Genomic DNA, 15,370 nt, shown 5'->3' on the forward strand with positions numbered 1-15,370 from the left:
CCGCACCTGCTCGCCCAGGAGGCTCGTATGTCGTACCTGTCCGTGCCGTCGTCGCCGCCGGCGCGCCGCCCCTGGTGGTGCCCGGTGGTCCCCGCCGCCCCGGGGGGCGGGAGCGCCGCATGACGACGACGTCGGAGGGACCGGTCGAGGACGCGCTGCTGCGGCTCGGCAAGCACCTCAAGCGCGGGAAGGTGTCCGACGACCTGCGGCAGGTGTTCCTCACGGGCGGTCGCCAGGGCGACGTGTTCTACCGCGACCGCTGGTCCCACGACAAGGTCGTGCGCTCGACGCACGGCGTGAACTGCACCGGGTCGTGCTCGTGGAAGGTGTACGTCAAGGACGGCATCATCACGTGGGAGACGCAGCAGACCGACTACCCCTCCGTGGGGCCGGACTCGCCCGAGTACGAGCCGCGCGGCTGCCCGCGCGGCGCCGCGTTCTCCTGGTACACCTACTCCCCCACGCGCGTGCGCTACCCCTACGTGCGCGGCGCGCTGCTCGACGCCTACCGCGCGGCCCGGGCCGCGACGGGCGACCCGGTGCTCGCGTGGCGCAAGGTCACGACCGACCCGGAGACCGCCCGCGCCTACAAGGCGGCGCGCGGCAAGGGCGGCCTCGTGCGCGCCACGTGGGACGAGGCGGCGGAGATTGTCGCCGCCGCGCACGTGCACACCATCGCGGCGTACGGGCCCGACCGCATCGCGGGGTTCTCGCCGATCCCGGCCATGTCGATGGTCTCCCACGGGGTCGGTGCGCGGTTCGTCCAGCTGCTCGGCGGCACCATGCTGTCGTTCTACGACTGGTACGCCGACCTGCCCGTCGCGTCCCCGCAGGTGTTCGGCGACCAGACCGACGTCCCGGAGTCCGCGGACTGGTGGAACTCGACGTACTGCATCATGTGGGGCTCGAACGTCCCCGTGACCCGCACGCCCGACGCCCACTTCATGACCGAGGCGCGCTACCGCGGTCAGAAGGTGATCGTCGTGTCGCCCGACTACGCGGACAACACGAAGTTCGCCGACGAGTGGCTCGCCCCGCACCCGGGCACCGACGGCGCGCTCGCCCAGGCCATGGGCCACGTGATCCTCACGGAGCACTACGCGCAGCGCCGCACCCCGCAGTTCGCGCAGTACGCGGCCCGCTTCACGGACCTCCCCCACCTCGTCGTGCTCGAGGAGCACGACGACGGCTCGGGCACGACGTACGTGCCCGGGAAGTTCCTCACCGCGGCGGACCTGCCCGACGGCGTCGGGCGCCCCGGCGACGACGACGCCGGCTCGGCGAACGCGCGCTTCAAGACCGTCGTGCTCGACGCGGACGGCACCCCGCGCGTCCCGCACGGCAGCCTCGGCCACCGCTACGGCGAGGCCGACGCCGGGCGGTGGAACCTCGACCTCGGCGACATCGACCCGCTGCTCTCGGTCGCCGACCCGCACGGCGTCTTCTGGGGCGCGCCGCAGGCCGCGCCCACCCGCGACTCGGTCCCCGACCGCCCGGTGTCGCCCGACCGCGGCTCTACCTCGGCAGACCGCGGCTCTACCCCGGCGGACCAGGGCTCTACCCCGGCCGGGCTCTCGTACGAGACGGTCGCCGTCGGGCTGCCGCGGTTCGACCTCGACCCGGCCCCGGGCGACGACGCGGGCGCGCACCTGGGCGGTGCGGGCGTCGTCGTGCGCGGCGTGCCGGCGCGTCGCGTCGGCGGGCGGCTCGTCACGACGGTGCTCGACCTGCTGCTCGCGCAGTACGGCGTGAACCGGCCGGAGCTCGGCCTGCCGGGCGAGTGGCCCGCGGGCTACGACGACGACGCGACGCCCGCGACCCCGGCGTGGCAGGAGCGGTTCACGGGCGTCCCGGCCGCGGCGGCCGCGCGCATCGGGCGCGAGTTCGCGCAGAACGCGCTCGACTCGGGCGGGCGCTCGATGATCATCATGGGCGCGGGCACCAACCACTGGTTCCACTCCGACACGATCTACCGCGCGATGCTCGCGCTGACCACCCTCACGGGCTGCCAGGGCGTGAACGGGGGCGGGTGGGCGCACTACGTGGGGCAGGAGAAGTGCCGTCCCGTCACGGGGTGGGCCCAGTACGCGGGCGGCCTCGACTGGTCACGACCGCCGCGCCAGATGATCGGCACCGCGTTCTGGTACCTCGCGACGGACCAGTGGCGCTACGACGGCCTGCCCGCGGACGCGCTCGCGTCGCCGCTCGCGCAGGGCCAGTTCTCCGGGCGCACGACGGCGGACACGCTCGTCGAGTCCGCGCAGCGCGGCTGGATGCCGAGCTACCCGACGTTCGACCGCAACCCGCTCGACCTCGTGGACGAGGCCCGCGCGGCGGGCAAGGAGCCGGCGCAGCACGTCGTCGACGAGCTCAAGGCCGGGAACCTCCGGTTCGCGTGCGAGGACCCCGACGACCCGGCGAACTTCCCGCGCGTCGTCACGGTGTGGCGCGCGAACATCCTCGGGTCGTCGGGCAAGGGCAACGAGTACTTCCTCCAGCACCTCCTGGGGACGGACGCCGCGGTCAACGCCGCGGAGTCCGGCCCCGAGCGGCGCCCGCGGTCGATGACGTGGCGCGAGGAGGCGCCGCGCGGCAAGCTCGACCTGCTCGTCACGCTCGACTTCCGGATGACGTCGACGACGCTGTTCTCGGACGTCGTGCTCCCCGCCGCGACCTGGTACGAGAAGCACGACCTGTCCTCGACGGACATGCACCCGTTCGTGCACTCGTTCAACCCGGCGATCGACCCGCCGTGGCAGACGCGCACGGACTTCGACATCTTCCACACCGTCGCGGCGAAGGTCTCCGAGCTCGCGGTGACGCACCTCGGGGTGCGGGAGGACCTCGTCGCCGCCCCGCTCGCGCACGACACCCCGGACGAGATGGCCGTCCCGCACGGCGCGCTCACCGACTCGGGGCAGCCCGTGACCGAGCGCGAGCTCGTGCCGGGCGTGACGATGCCGAAGCTCGTGGTCGTCGAGCGCGACTACCCGGCGTTCGCCGCGCGCATGGCCGCGCTCGGCCCCCTCACCGAGAAGGCGGGCATGGCGACCAAGGGCGTGCAGTTCTCGCCCGGGCCGGAGGTCGCGGACCTCGGCCGGCGCAACGGCCTCGTGCCCGACGGCCCCGCCGCCGGACGTCCGCGCCTCGACCGCGACACGCACGCGTGCGAGATGATCCTCGCCCTCTCGGGCACGACGAACGGTCGCCTCGCCGTGCAGGGCTTCGAGCACGTCGAGCGCCGCACGGGAACGCCCCTGGCGGACCTCGCCCGGGGCGAGCAGGGCAAGCGCGTGACGTTCCCGGACGTCCAGTCCCGCCCGACGCCGGTCATCACCTCGCCCGAGTGGTCGGGCTCGGAGCACGGCGGGCGCCGGTACTCGGCGTTCGTCGTCAACGTGGAGCGGCTCAAGCCGTGGCACACCCTCACGGGTCGGCAGCACTTCTACCTCGACCACGACTGGATGATCGAGCTCGGCGAGCACCTGCCGGTCTTCCGGCCGCCGCTCGACATGCACCGGCTGTTCGGCGACTCGCCCGTCGTGGGCGACACCTCGCCGTCGGGCTACCCGGGGTCCGCCGGGCACGCGGAGGTCGCGGTGCGGTACCTGACCCCGCACAACAAGTGGGCGATCCACTCGGAGTACCAGGACAACCTCTTCATGCTGTCGCTGTCGCGCGGCGGGCCGGGCATCTGGATGAGCCCGGCCGACGCGGCCAAGATCGGCGTCGTGGACAACGAGTGGATCGAGGCCTACAACCGCAACGGCGTCGTGGTGGCGCGCGCGATCGTCAGCCACCGGATGCCCGAGGGCACGGTCTACATGTTCCACGCGACCGACCGCACGATCGACGTCCCGCTCGCCGAGACGTCGGGCCTGCGCGGCGGGATCCACAACTCGCTCACTCGCATCCTGCTCAAGCCGACGCACCTCGCGGGCGGGTACGCCCAGCTGTCGTACGCGTTCAACTACCTCGGGCCGACCGGGAACCAGCGCGACGAGATGACGGTCGTCCGGCGCCGGAGCCAGGAGGTGCGGTACTCGTGACGCGGACGGACGCAGCAGGCGGCCTCGGGCCGGCCGGCCGGGAGGGGGTGGCGTCGTGCGGGTGATGGCGCAGATGTCGATGGTCATGAACCTCGACAAGTGCATCGGGTGCCACACGTGCTCGGTGACGTGCAAGCAGGCGTGGACGAACCGCACGGGCGTGGAGTACGTGTGGTTCAACAACGTCGAGACGCGTCCCGGGCTCGGGTACCCGCGCACCTACCAGGACCAGGAGCGCTGGCAGGGCGGCTGGGTGCGGACGAAGAAGGGCCGGCTCAAGCTCCGCGCCGGCGGCCGCCTGAAAAAGCTCGCGACGATCTTCTCCAACCCGAAGCTCCCCTCGATCCACGACTACTACGAGCCGTGGACCTACGAGTACGACATGCTGCTCTCGTCGCCGCAGGGGCAGCACACGCCCGTCGCCCGGCCGAAGTCGCTGCTCACGGGCGGTGACATCAACATCTCGTGGTCCGCGAACTGGGACGACGACCTCGGCGGCTCGACCGCGACCATGCAGGACGACCCCGTGCTCCAGCACATGTCGGAGCACGTGGCCACGGAGCTGGACAAGACGTTCATGTTCTACCTGCCCCGCATCTGCGAGCACTGCCTCAACCCGGCGTGCGTCGCGTCGTGCCCGTCGGGCGCCATGTACAAGCGGGCCGAGGACGGCATCGTGCTGGTCGACCAGGACCAGTGCCGGGGCTGGCGCATGTGCGTCACCGGGTGCCCGTACAAGAAGGTCTACTTCAACCACAAGACCGGCAAGGCCGAGAAGTGCACGCTCTGCTACCCGCGCATCGAGGTCGGCCTGCCGACCGTGTGCTCGGAGACGTGCGTCGGGCGCCTGCGCTACCTCGGCCTCGTCCTCTACGACGCCGACAAGGTCACCGAGGCCGCGAGCGTCGAGGACGAGCACGAGCTCCTCGCCTCGCAGCGCGCCGTCTTCCTCGACCCGAACGACCCGGAGGTCGTGGCTGCCGCGCGTGCCGAGGGCATCCCCGACGACTGGATCACGGCCGCCCAGCGCTCGCCGATCTGGGACCTGATCTCGCGCTACGAGGTCGCGCTGCCCCTGCACCCCGAGTACCGCACGCTGCCGATGGTCTGGTACATCCCGCCGCTGTCCCCCGTCGTCGACGTCGTCGCCGCCTCCGGGAACGACGGCGAGGACGGGCGCACGCTGTTCGCCGCGATCTCGAAGATGCGCATCCCGCTCGAGTACCTCGCGGGGCTGTTCACCGCGGGCGACACCGCCCCGGTCGAACGGGTGCTGCGCCGTCTGGCCGCCATGCGGTCGTACATGCGCGACATCAACCTCGGCCGCGAGGCCGACGAGCGGACCGCGGCCGCGGTCGGCATGACCGGTGCCCAGGTCGAGGAGATGTACCGCCTGCTCGCCGTCGCGAAGTACGAGGACCGGTACGTCATCCCGACCGCGCACACCGAGATCGCGCGCGAGCTCGACGAGCTCGGCAGCCGTGACGAAATGTCATGTTCCCTCGACTACGACGGCGGCCCCGGGATGGGCGGCATGGGCCTCACGGGCGGCGGCCCGTTCGGCGAGACGTCGGGCAGCCCGGTGCCGGTCGCGGTCGAGAACTTCCACGTGCTCCAGGCGCGGCAGACGGCGGACTCGCCCTACGGGCCGTCGACCCCCGGCCGCGTCAACCTCCTCAACTGGGACGGGAACGGGCGACCGCCCGGCCTCTTCCCGCCGGGCGAGGGGCCCGAGCCGGGCGACGTGTCGGGTGCACCCGGCGGTGTCACGCCGGGCGGCCCGGGCTCGCTGCCGGGCGGGCGCCAGGACGCGCGGCACGACACGATCCCCGGCCCCCCACCGCCCGGTGGACCGGCGGGTGGTCCCACGGCCGGTCCCGCGGGCGGCCCCGCGCCCGCGAGCGGTCCCGGCGTCGAGCCCGACGGGGGCACCCGATGAGGGCGCGCTCCCTGCTCCCGACCCCCGCGCTGCGGCCCGGGGCACGACCTCGGGGGCCGCAGCCCGACCACCTGGCGCCCGTCGCGACGTCGGCCGCCCAGCGCCGCACCGCCCACATGGCCGCGTCGCTGCTGCTCGCCTATCCCGACGAGGACGTGGTCGCCGCGGTCGACGTCGTCCGCGCGTCCGCCCCGGGCCTGCCCGGCCCCGTCCGCGAGCGCCTGGAGGACTTCTGCGACGTGCTCACGACGCCGGGCGGGCCGGGCCTGCGCGAGCTCCAGGCGCGGTACGTCGCGACGTTCGACCTCAAGCGGAAGTGCTCGATGTACCTCTCGTACTACGCGGCGGGCGACACCCGCCGGCGCGGGACGGCGCTCGTCGCGTTCGTCGAGGCGTACCGCGCGGCCGGGTGGGAGGTCACGGGCTCGGAGCTCCCCGACTACCTGCCGACGGTGCTCGAGTTCTCGGCCCGGACCACGGGCGACGACGCGACGATCGCGGCCGGTCTGCTCGCGTCCCACCGCGACGGCATCGAGGTGCTGCGCACGGCGCTCGAGAGCGCGCGCAGCCCCTGGACCGGGGTCGTCGAGGCCGTGTGCCTCACGCTGCCGCCGCTCGACGAGCGCACGCAGCAGCGGTACGTCGAGCTCGTGACGGCGGGGCCGCCCGCCGAGCTCGTGGGCATGGAGCCCTTCGCGCTCGAGCCGTACGGCGCGGGCGCGCCCGACGGGACGGGAGGTGCGGTGCGATGAACGGGGTGAGCACCGGAGAGGTCCTGCTGTGGGTCGTGTTCCCGTACGTGACGTTCGCAGTGTTCGTCGTGGGCTCGATCTGGCGGTACCGGTACGACAAGTTCGGGTGGACGACGCGGTCCAGCGAGCTCTACGAGAAGCGGCTGCTGCGGCTCGGCTCGCCGCTCTTCCACTTCGGCCTGCTGTTCGTGATCCTCGGGCACCTGATGGGGCTCGTGATCCCGGAGTCGTGGACGGAGGCGGTGGGGATCCAGGAGGTCGCGTACCACTTCGTCGCGACGTACATGGGGTCGGTCGCGGCCGTCGTGCTCGTCGCGGGCCTGCTCATCCTCATCTATCGCCGCCGCACGTCCGGGCCCGTCTTCCGCGCGACGACGCGCATGGACAAGACGATGTACGTGTTCCTCGCGGCGTCGATCCTGCTGGGGTCGTGGGCCACGGTGCAGACGCAGCTCCTCGCCGACGGGCTCGGGTACGACTACCGCCAGACCATCTCGCCGTGGTTCCGCTCGCTCTGGTACCTCCAGCCGCAGCCCGAGCTCATGGCGGGCGTGCCCGCGGCGTTCCAGCTCCACATCGTCGCGGCGAACCTGCTGTTCATCCTCTGGCCGTTCACGCGGCTCGTGCACGCTTTTTCCGCCCCGGTGCCGTACCTGTTCCGCCCGTACGTCGTGTACCGCTCGCGCGACGCGTCGGTCGCCGCGCGCGCCCCGCGCCCGGGCTGGGACCCCTCGGAGCGCCCGCGCTCGCGCTGACCCCGGAGGCCGGCCGGCCCGTCCGGGTGGCCCGGGTCGACGCGCGTCGGCGGGTGAATTCGGCCCGACGTCGTCCACAGGACGCCCCGCGACGCCCTCCTTCCCGGGGCGGTCAACCCCGACCGCGACCGTCCCTGGAAGAGGTCCCCGCATGTCCACCACCGCCCCGACGACCGCCGGTCGTCCCCGCGCCACCCGCCCGTCCGCGCCGTCGGCGGCACACGCCACGCCCGCCCGCCGCCGTCGCGCCGCCCTCCTGCCCGCATGTCTCGCGGGCCGGGCGGACGCCGCCGTCGCCGCGACCGCGCGCGTCCTCACCCGCTGGTCCGTGCCCGCCCTGCGCGTCGCCCTCGGCCTCGTGTTCCTCGGCTTCGGCGTCCTCAAGTTCTTCCCCGGCGCGAGCCCGGCGGAGGCGATCGCCGCCCGGACCGTCGAGACGCTCACGCTCGGCCTCGTGGGCGGGACCACGGCCGTGGTGCTCACCGCGGTCCTGGAGACGTTCATCGGCCTGACGCTCCTCACCGGCCGGCTGCTCCGCGCGGGCCTGCTCGCGCTCGCCGTCGCGCTGGCCGGGATCCTCTCGCCGATCGTGCTGTTCGCCGGCGAGCTGTTCGGCCACGGCGTGACGCTGATGGGCCAGTACGTGCTCAAGGACCTCGTCCTCGTGGCCGGGGCGGCCGTCGTCGCCGCCGTCGCGCTCGGGGCGCGCCTGCGCCTCGACGCATGACACGTGGTGCTCCCCCGCCACCGCACGGTCGCGAGGTAGAGCCCCCGGTCGCGACGTAGAGCGCGGCGGGCTCTACCTCGCGACCGGAGGTTCTACCCCGGTGCAGGGCGGCCCGTCAGGCGAGCGAGAGCGTCAGGTACGTGCTGTTCGGGTCGTCGGTGTAGTCGGCGAACGGCTCGCACGGCACGAACCCGTGGCGCGCGTAGAGCCGTCGCGCCGCCGCGAAGTAGTCCTCGGTGCCTGTCTCCAGGCTCACGCGGTCGAGGCCGCGGTCGCGTGCGGCGTCGAGCAGGTGCGCGAGGACCGTGGCGGCGACGCCCCGACCCCGCGCGGCCGCCGTCGTGCGCATGGACTTGAGCTCGCCCAGCGTCGCGTCGTGCTGCTTGAGGGCGCCGCACCCGAGGAGGCCGCCGTCCGCGGACCGCGCCGTGACGAACGTGATGTCCGGCGCGCGCAGGCGCTCGACGTCGAGCGCGTGCACGCTCTCGGGCGGCGACGTCGCGTACATGTCGTCCAGGTGCTCCTGCAGCAGCGCCAGCACGTCCGGGGTCGTCGGGTCCTCCACGACGACGCGCACGTCGTCCCGGGTGGTCGTCTCGCTCACGCGTCGAGGGTGCCACACCCGGCGACGCCGGCATGACACTCCGCAGGTGCGGGTCTAATCTCGTCTTCATGCCGCACTTTCGGATCCGCGAGGCCGCGAGCCTGCTCGGGGTCAGCGACGACACCGTCCGCCGCTGGGTCGGCGCCGGGGACCTCGCCGCGAGCGCCGACGACGCCGGGCGCAAGGTCGTCGACGGCGCGGAGCTCGCGCGGTTCGCCGTCGCGCAGTCGCACCCGACGCCGGACCCGTCGGGCGTCGCCCGCTCGGCGCGCAACCGGTTCGTGGGGATCGTGACGGACGTCGTGAGCGACACCGTCATGTCCCAGGTCGAGATGCTCTGCGGCGGCCAGCGCGTCGTGTCGCTCATGAGCACGGAGGCCGTGCGCGAGCTGCGGCTCGAGCCCGGCAGCCTCGCCGTCGCGGTGGTCAAGGCGACGACCGTCATCGTCGAGACCCCCGGAGGAGCCGCGTGAGCGCGTCCGCCCGCACGACGACCCGCCGCCGCGCCCGGGGCCCTCTCGCGGCGCTCGCGGCGGCGGCCCTGGTCGCCGGCCTCTCCGCGTGCGCCACGGGCGCGGGGACCGGTGACGGCGCCGCCCCCGACCCCGCGCGCACGACGGCCGAGGACCGCACCCTCACCGTGCTCGCCGCGGCGTCGCTGCGCGACGTGTTCACCGACCTCGCGTCGGACTTCGAGGACGAGCACGACGGCGTGACCGTCGCGCTGTCGTTCGCCGGGTCGTCCGACCTGGGCGACCAGATCCTCGCCGGCGCGCCGGCCGACGTCTTCGCGTCCGCGGACGAGCGCTCCATGGCGCGCGTCGTCGACGCCGGGGACGCGGCCGACCCCGTCGCGTTCGCGACGAACACGCTGACGATCGTCACGCCGCCCGGGAACCCCGCGGGCGTCGAGACCTTCGCCGACCTCGAGCGCGACGACGTCAAGGTCGTCGTGTGCGCACCGCAGGTGCCGTGCGGCAGCGCGACCGACACCGTCGCCGCGGCCGCGGGCGTGACCCTCCACCGCGTGAGCGAGGAGGCCAGCGTCACCGACGTGCTCGGCAAGGTGACGTCGGGCGAGGCCGACGCGGGGCTCGTCTACGTCACCGACGCGACGCTCGCGGGCGACGACGTCGAGGTCGTGGACGCACCCGAGACGAGCGCCGCGCTCAACGTCTACCCGATCGCGCTCGTCGCGGCGGCCGAGGACGCCGGCCCGGAGCAGGTCGCGCTCGCGCAGGCGTGGGTCGACCTCGTGACCGGCGACGCCGGACAGGCCGCGCTCGCCGCCGCGGGCTTCGGCGCGCCCGACGCCTCCGCACCGTGACCTCCGCGCGCCCCGGCGGGTCCTGATGCGCGGCCTGCCACGCTGGGTCCTCGTCCCCGCGCTGCTGGGCGCGCTGTTCGTCGTCGTGCCCGTGGCGGCGATGGTCGGGCGCGTGGAGCTGGCGCCGGGGCCGGACGGGACCGGCGGCTTCTGGGCGCTCGTGACCTCTCCGGCGGCTCTCGACGCGCTCGGCCTGTCGCTGCGCACGGCGCTCGCCGCGACGGCGTGCTGCGTGGTGCTCGGCGCGCCCATGGCGCTCGTCCTCGCGCGCACCACGTTCCCCGGGCAGCGCGTCGCGCGCGCCCTCGTGCTGCTGCCGCTCGTGCTGCCGCCTGTCGTGGGCGGCATCGCGCTGCTGCACACGTTCGGGCGCCGGGGCCTGGTCGGCCGGCACCTCGAGGTGCTGGGGATCGAGGTCGCGTTCACGACGACGGCCGTCGTGCTGGCGCAGACCTTCGTCGCGCTGCCGTTCCTCGTGCTCAGCCTGGAGGGCGCGCTGCGCAGCCAGGACACGCGCCTCGAGGACGTCGCCGCGACGCTCGGCGCGCGGCCCACGACCGTCCTGCGGCGGGTCACGCTCCCCCGCGTCCTGCCGGGGCTGCTGTCCGGCGCCGTGCTCGCGTTCGCGCGCGCCCTCGGCGAGTTCGGGGCGACCCTGACGTTCGCAGGCGCGCTCCAGGGCGTCACGCAGACCCTGCCGCTCGAGATCTATCTCCAGCGCAGCGCGGACCCGGACAGCGCCGTCGCGCTGTCGTTCGTGCTCGTCGTGGTCGCGGTCCTCATCACCGCGGTCGTCCACGGGCCGCGCGCGCTCGGGGCCCCGCGCCCGCGGCGAGGCGTCCGGGGCTCCCTGCCCGACGGCGGCCCGCGCCCCCGCGCCGTCGTCTCCCCTGGCCTTCAGGCCGACCCGCCGGGCAACCGGGCCCCGGCACCCGCCGGGCCTGCGGCCCCGACGCCCCCGGCCGCGCTGACCGTGCGCGCCGTCGTGCCGGAGCGCGGGCTCGACGTGGACCTCACCGTCGCGCCGGGCGAGGTCGTGGCGGTGCTCGGCGAGAACGGGGCGGGCAAGTCCACGCTCGTGCAGGTCGTCGCGGGCCTGCTCACGCCCGGCGAGGCCCCGGGTGCGCGCGTCGCCGTCGGGCACGACGACGTCTCGCGCCTCCCACCGCGCCGTCGCCACCTCGCGTGGCTGAGCCAGCGCCCGCTGCTGTTCGAGCACCTGTCGGTCGAGGACGACGTCGCGTTCGGCCTCCGGTCCCGGGGCGTGCCCCGCGCTCGTGCCCGCGAGGAGGCCCGGGACGCGCTCGCCCGCGTCGGCGCGGCGGACCTCGCGCGGCGCCGCTCGACCGACCTCTCGGGCGGGCAGGCGCAGCGCGTCGCGATCGCCCGGGCGCTCGTGACCGACCCGCGCGTGCTCCTGCTCGACGAGCCGCTCGCGTCGCTCGACGTCGGCGTCGCGCAGCACGTCCGGACCGTGCTGCACCACGCGCAGCGCGAGCACCCGCGCACGACCCTGCTCGTGACGCACGACCTGCTCGACGTGCTGCTCCTCGCGGACCGCGTCGTCGTGCTGGAGGGCGGCCGCGTCGTCGAGGACGGGCCCGTGGACGCGGTGCTCACGCGCCCGCGGTCCCGGTTCGCCGCCCGTCTCGCGGGCGTCAACCTGCTCGCGGGGAGCGTCGCGCACGTCGCCGTCCCGGAGCCGGTACGGACGGTGCGCGAGCGGGCGGCGGCCGAGCCGGCGGGTGGGACGGCAGGGCCGGTCGCGACCGCGACCGCCGTCGCCCCGGACGGGGAGAGCCTCGCGCGCGAGGTGACCGTCGCCGTCGACGGCGCGGGGGTCCGCGTGCACGGGACGGCGGACGAGCCGTTCGCGGTCGGGGACGGCGCCGTGGCGGTGTTCGAGCCGCGCGCGGTCGCCGTGCACCGCACGACACCCGAGGGCAGCCCGCGCAACGCGTACCGGGTCGTCGTGACGAGCGTCGAGCCGCACGGGCCGCTCCTGCGCGTGTGGGGACGCGCGGTGGACGACGACCCGGGCGACCTGACCGCGGGGGCGACGACCGCCGTCGGGCATGACGTGCCGCGGCTGGCCGCGGACCTCACGCCGCGCGCGGTCGCCGAGCTCGGCCTGGTGCCGGGCGAGCGCGTCTGGTTCGTCGTCAAGGCGGCCGAGGTCCGCGTGCACCCGCGCTGAGCCCGCGGAACCGGGACGCGCCGCTCAGGCGGGGCCGGAGCGTGCCGCTCAGGCGGGAGCGGGCGGGACCCCGTCGAGCGCGGCGCGGACCTCGCCGACGATCGCGGCCATCGCGGCCTCGGCGGCCTCCGGGTCGCCGTCCGCGACCGCGCGCGCGACGGCCTCGTGCTGGTCGAGGGCCTCGGGGACGGGCGAGGCAGGCATGAGGCCCAGGTGCGTCCGACCGCTGAGCACGGCCGCGACCACGCCCGCGAGCGCGCCGAACATCTCGTTGCCGCTCGCGCGGAGCAGGATCTCGTGGAACCGGACGTCGAGCGCGAGGAACTCCTCGAGGTCGCCCGCCTCCCCGAGCAGGCGCATGCGACCGGCCGCGGCGACGAGCTCGGCGCGCTCGGCGGGCGTGGCGTGGAGCGCGGCCCCGGCGGCGGCCAGCGGCTCGACGGCGTGCCGCAGCTCGGTGAGCGTGCGGAGCTGCGGGTCACGGCCGGGGCCCTCGAGACGCCAGCGGATGACGCGCGGGTCGAGCACGTTCCAGTCCTCGATGCCGAGCACGACGATCCCGACGCGGCGCCTCGACCGCACGAGCCCGAGCCCTTCGAGGAGCCGCATGACCTCGCGCGCGACGGTGCGCGACACCCCGAACTCGGAGCCGATCGACTCCAGGGTCAGCGGCGTGCCCGCGGGGACGTCGCCGCTGGTGATGCGACGTCCGAGAGTGTCGAGCACGGTGGTGTGCAGGACCGTCGTCGCCATGTCTCGCAGCCTAGTGGCGGCCAATGGTGCTATCAATCACTTGCCAAAGGTGCTACCAATGCCCCACAGTGGAGGCCGAGGACGACCACGACGGTCGTCACCGGGACGGCCGGGCCCCAGGCACCGCCCCGACCGGACGCCCCCACCCGACACGGAAGTCGACACATGGACACGGACGTCAGCTCCACCGACCGGCCCGACGACGCCGGGAACCACTCCCTGCCCCAGCACCTCGTCGTGATGGGCGTGGCCGGCTCGGGCAAGACCACCGTCGCGACGCTGCTCGCGCAGCGCCTCGGCACCGAGTACGCGGAGGCCGACCGCTTCCACCCGCAGGCCAACATCGACAAGATGAGCGCCGGGACGCCGCTCACCGACGACGACCGGTGGCCCTGGCTCGAGGCGATCCGCGACTGGCTGAGCAGCGAGGCGGAGGCCGGCCGGTCCGGCGTCGTCACGTGCTCCGCGCTCAAGCGCACCTATCGCGACCTGCTGCGCACGGCCCGCGGCGAGGTGTGCTTCGTCCATCTCGACGGCACCCCCGAGCTCCTCGCCGAGCGCATGCAGCACCGCAGCGGGCACTTCATGCCCACGTCGCTCCTGCCGTCGCAGCTCGCCACGCTCGAGCCCCTGGCCGACGACGAGCCCGGCTTCACGCTCGACGTCTCCGCCACGCCCGAGCAGGTCGTGGACGAGATCCTCGCCCGGACCCGCCTGAGCGACGCCTCGGGCACGCGCTGAGCGACGCCTCGGGCGAGCGCTGAGCCGCGCCGCCCTCCCTGACCCTCACCCCTGCACCACGCACCACGCACCCGACCCGACCGTCGACGGAGACACCATGCCCCCCGAGGACTGGACACAGACCCTGACCGCCGGACCGCTGCTCGCCATCGCCGCCGGCGCGATCGCGATCCTGCTGTTCCTCATCATCAAGCTCAAGCTGCACGCCTTCGTGGCGCTCATCCTCGTCAGCCTGCTCACGGCGGTGGTCGCCGGCATCCCGACGGGGTCGATCGTCGAGGTGCTCACCGCCGGGTTCGGCTCGACGCTCGCGACCGTCGCGCTCCTCGTCGGGCTCGGCGCCATGCTCGGCAGGCTCGTCGAGACGAGCGGCGGCGCCAAGGTCATGGCGGACTTCCTCATCGAGAAGTTCGGGGAAAAGCGGGCGCCGTTCGCGCTCGGTCTCGCCTCCCTCATCTTCGGCTTCCCCATCTTCTTCGACGCCGGTCTCGTCGTCATGCTGCCGATCGTCTTCTCCGTCGGGCGTCGGCTGGGCGGCTCGCTCCTCCTCTACGGCCTGCCCGTCGCGGGTGCGTTCTCCGTCATGCACATCTACGTGCCGCCGCACCCCGGCCCCGTCGCCGCGACCGAGTTCCTCGGCGCGAACATCGGCATCGTCATCCTGCTCGGCCTCGTCGTCGCCATCCCGACGTGGTACGTCACGAGCTACCTGTTCGGCCGCTTCGCCGGACGCCGCATCGAGCTACCCATCCCCGCGATCCTCGGCGAGGCCGACGAGGACCAGCTCGAGAACCCGCCGAAGTTCGGCACCGTCGTCGCGATCCTCCTGCTCCCGCTCGTACTCATCTTCGCCAACACCGGCCTCGACGCGCTGCGCGCAGCCGGAGCCGTCGACGGGGACAACCCCGCCGTGCAGACGCTGCGCGCCATCGGCGCGACGCCGATCGCGCTGCTCATCACGGTGCTCGTCGCCGCCTGGGTCCTGGGCCGCCGTCGCGGCGTCTCCGGGACGGCGCTGGAGAAGACCCTCGACTCGGCGCTCGGCCCGGTGTGCTCGGTCATCCTCATCACCGGCGCGGGCGGCATGTTCGGTGGCGTCCTGCGCGCGACCGGGATCGGCGACGCGCTCGCCGACGTGCTCGGCGACCTCGGCCTGCCCGTCATCGTGGCCGGGTTCCTCATCGCGGCGATCCTCCGCGTGGCGCAGGGTTCCGCGACCGTCGCGCTGACCACCGCGGCAGGGCTCATCGCCCCGGCCGTGGAGGCCGGCGGGTTCAACGCGATCGAGCTCGCCGCGGTCGTCGTCGCCGTGGCAGCGGGCTCGGTGGTGCTCAGTCATGTGAACGACTCCGGGTTCTGGCTCGTGGGCCGGTTCTTCGACATGGACGTCAAGACGACCCTCCGCACGTGGACGGTCATGGAGACGGCCATCGGCGTCATGGGCTTCGCCATCGCGGCCCTCGTCTTCGCCGTCGCGTAGCGCGCGACGAGCGCGGCCAGGACCGCCCGGGCAGCTGCCCGGGCGG

General features: G+C 74.3%; 12 protein-coding genes. 10 read left to right on the top strand and 2 right to left on the bottom strand.

Going from position 1 to position 15,370, the window contains the following annotated elements:
• The first annotated feature begins 119 nt into the window (after positions 1–119).
• The 5 genes from RSE42_RS16935 (at position 120) to RSE42_RS16955 (ending at position 8,222) form a co-directional block, all read left to right on the top strand.
• Positions 120–4,049 carry a nitrate reductase subunit alpha gene (locus RSE42_RS16935; RefSeq protein ID WP_415297259.1) on the top strand — a complete coding sequence of 1,310 codons (3,930 nt, stop codon included), beginning with the start codon at positions 120–122 and terminating at the stop codon, positions 4,047–4,049.
• Positions 4,050–4,104: 55 nt separating this feature from the next.
• The gene (gene narH, locus RSE42_RS16940) at positions 4,105–5,988 is read left to right on the top strand and encodes a nitrate reductase subunit beta (protein ID WP_415297261.1); all 1,884 of its coding nucleotides are present in this window, start codon (positions 4,105–4,107) and stop codon (positions 5,986–5,988) included.
• Entirely contained in the window at positions 5,985–6,740 is a 756-nt protein-coding gene (narJ, locus tag RSE42_RS16945; RefSeq protein ID WP_415297263.1) for a nitrate reductase molybdenum cofactor assembly chaperone, read from the top strand. The genes narH and narJ overlap by 4 nt, the downstream gene beginning before the upstream one ends.
• A gap of 5 nt (positions 6,741–6,745) precedes the next feature.
• Positions 6,746–7,495, top strand: coding sequence for a respiratory nitrate reductase subunit gamma (narI, locus tag RSE42_RS16950; RefSeq protein ID WP_076404640.1), 750 nt, complete (start codon positions 6,746–6,748; stop codon positions 7,493–7,495).
• Positions 7,496–7,646: 151 nt separating this feature from the next.
• Positions 7,647–8,222 carry a DoxX family protein gene (locus RSE42_RS16955; protein ID WP_222123583.1) on the top strand — a complete coding sequence of 192 codons (576 nt, stop codon included), beginning with the start codon at positions 7,647–7,649 and terminating at the stop codon, positions 8,220–8,222.
• Positions 8,223–8,337: 115 nt separating this feature from the next.
• On the opposite strand, the gene RSE42_RS16960 is transcribed toward RSE42_RS16955, so the two are convergent.
• On the bottom strand, positions 8,338–8,826 hold the full coding sequence (locus RSE42_RS16960; protein ID WP_244550398.1) for a GNAT family N-acetyltransferase: 489 nt from the start codon (positions 8,824–8,826) through the stop codon (positions 8,338–8,340).
• A gap of 68 nt (positions 8,827–8,894) precedes the next feature.
• On the opposite strand from RSE42_RS16960, the gene RSE42_RS16965 reads away from it, so the two are divergent.
• From RSE42_RS16965 to RSE42_RS16975, 3 genes are read left to right on the top strand one after another with little or no spacing between them, the layout of a single operon-like run.
• Complete coding sequence (locus tag RSE42_RS16965) at positions 8,895–9,299, top strand: TOBE domain-containing protein (protein ID WP_391512840.1); 405 nt, start codon at positions 8,895–8,897, stop codon at positions 9,297–9,299.
• Positions 9,296–10,153 (top strand): molybdate ABC transporter substrate-binding protein, encoded by an 858-nt coding sequence (gene modA, locus RSE42_RS16970; RefSeq protein WP_415297266.1) that lies wholly within the window; start codon positions 9,296–9,298, stop codon positions 10,151–10,153. The genes RSE42_RS16965 and modA overlap by 4 nt, the downstream gene beginning before the upstream one ends.
• Positions 10,154–10,178: 25 nt before the next feature.
• Positions 10,179–12,350 carry an ABC transporter permease gene (locus tag RSE42_RS16975; RefSeq protein ID WP_415297268.1) on the top strand — a complete coding sequence of 724 codons (2,172 nt, stop codon included), beginning with the start codon at positions 10,179–10,181 and terminating at the stop codon, positions 12,348–12,350.
• Between the two features lie 48 nt (positions 12,351–12,398).
• On the opposite strand, the gene RSE42_RS16980 is transcribed toward RSE42_RS16975, so the two are convergent.
• Positions 12,399–13,103: a FadR/GntR family transcriptional regulator gene (locus RSE42_RS16980; RefSeq protein ID WP_415297270.1), complete on the bottom strand. Its 705-nt coding sequence runs from the start codon at positions 13,101–13,103 to the stop codon at positions 12,399–12,401.
• Between the two features lie 165 nt (positions 13,104–13,268).
• Here RSE42_RS16980 and RSE42_RS16985 point away from each other — a divergent pair, with 165 nt between their 5' ends.
• Positions 13,269–13,844 carry a gluconokinase gene (locus tag RSE42_RS16985; RefSeq protein ID WP_396050212.1) on the top strand — a complete coding sequence of 192 codons (576 nt, stop codon included), beginning with the start codon at positions 13,269–13,271 and terminating at the stop codon, positions 13,842–13,844.
• Between the two features lie 97 nt (positions 13,845–13,941).
• Positions 13,942–15,324 carry a GntP family permease gene (locus RSE42_RS16990; RefSeq protein ID WP_415297272.1) on the top strand — a complete coding sequence of 461 codons (1,383 nt, stop codon included), beginning with the start codon at positions 13,942–13,944 and terminating at the stop codon, positions 15,322–15,324.
• Positions 15,325–15,370: the final 46 nt, after the last annotated feature.

It is taken from the genome of Cellulosimicrobium sp. SJTW-1, from assembly GCF_047716875.1.
GTDB classification, from domain to species: domain Bacteria; phylum Actinomycetota; class Actinomycetes; order Actinomycetales; family Cellulomonadaceae; genus Cellulosimicrobium; species Cellulosimicrobium funkei.

Bases quoted from the DNA above. Each gene is read 5' to 3' on its own strand.
- RSE42_RS16980 (WP_415297270.1), bottom strand. From the start codon at position 13,103: ATGGCGACGACGGTCCTGCACACCACCGTGCTCGACACTCTCGGACGT.
- RSE42_RS16990 (WP_415297272.1), top strand. From the start codon at position 13,942: ATGCCCCCCGAGGACTGGACACAGACCCTGACCGCCGGACCGCTGCTC.
- narJ (WP_415297263.1), top strand. From the start codon at position 5,985: ATGAGGGCGCGCTCCCTGCTCCCGACCCCCGCGCTGCGGCCCGGGGCA.
- RSE42_RS16985 (WP_396050212.1), top strand. From the start codon at position 13,269: ATGGACACGGACGTCAGCTCCACCGACCGGCCCGACGACGCCGGGAAC.
- RSE42_RS16935 (WP_415297259.1), top strand. From the start codon at position 120: ATGACGACGACGTCGGAGGGACCGGTCGAGGACGCGCTGCTGCGGCTC.
- RSE42_RS16955 (WP_222123583.1), top strand. From the start codon at position 7,647: ATGTCCACCACCGCCCCGACGACCGCCGGTCGTCCCCGCGCCACCCGC.
- RSE42_RS16965 (WP_391512840.1), top strand. From the start codon at position 8,895: ATGCCGCACTTTCGGATCCGCGAGGCCGCGAGCCTGCTCGGGGTCAGC.
- RSE42_RS16975 (WP_415297268.1), top strand. From the start codon at position 10,179: ATGCGCGGCCTGCCACGCTGGGTCCTCGTCCCCGCGCTGCTGGGCGCG.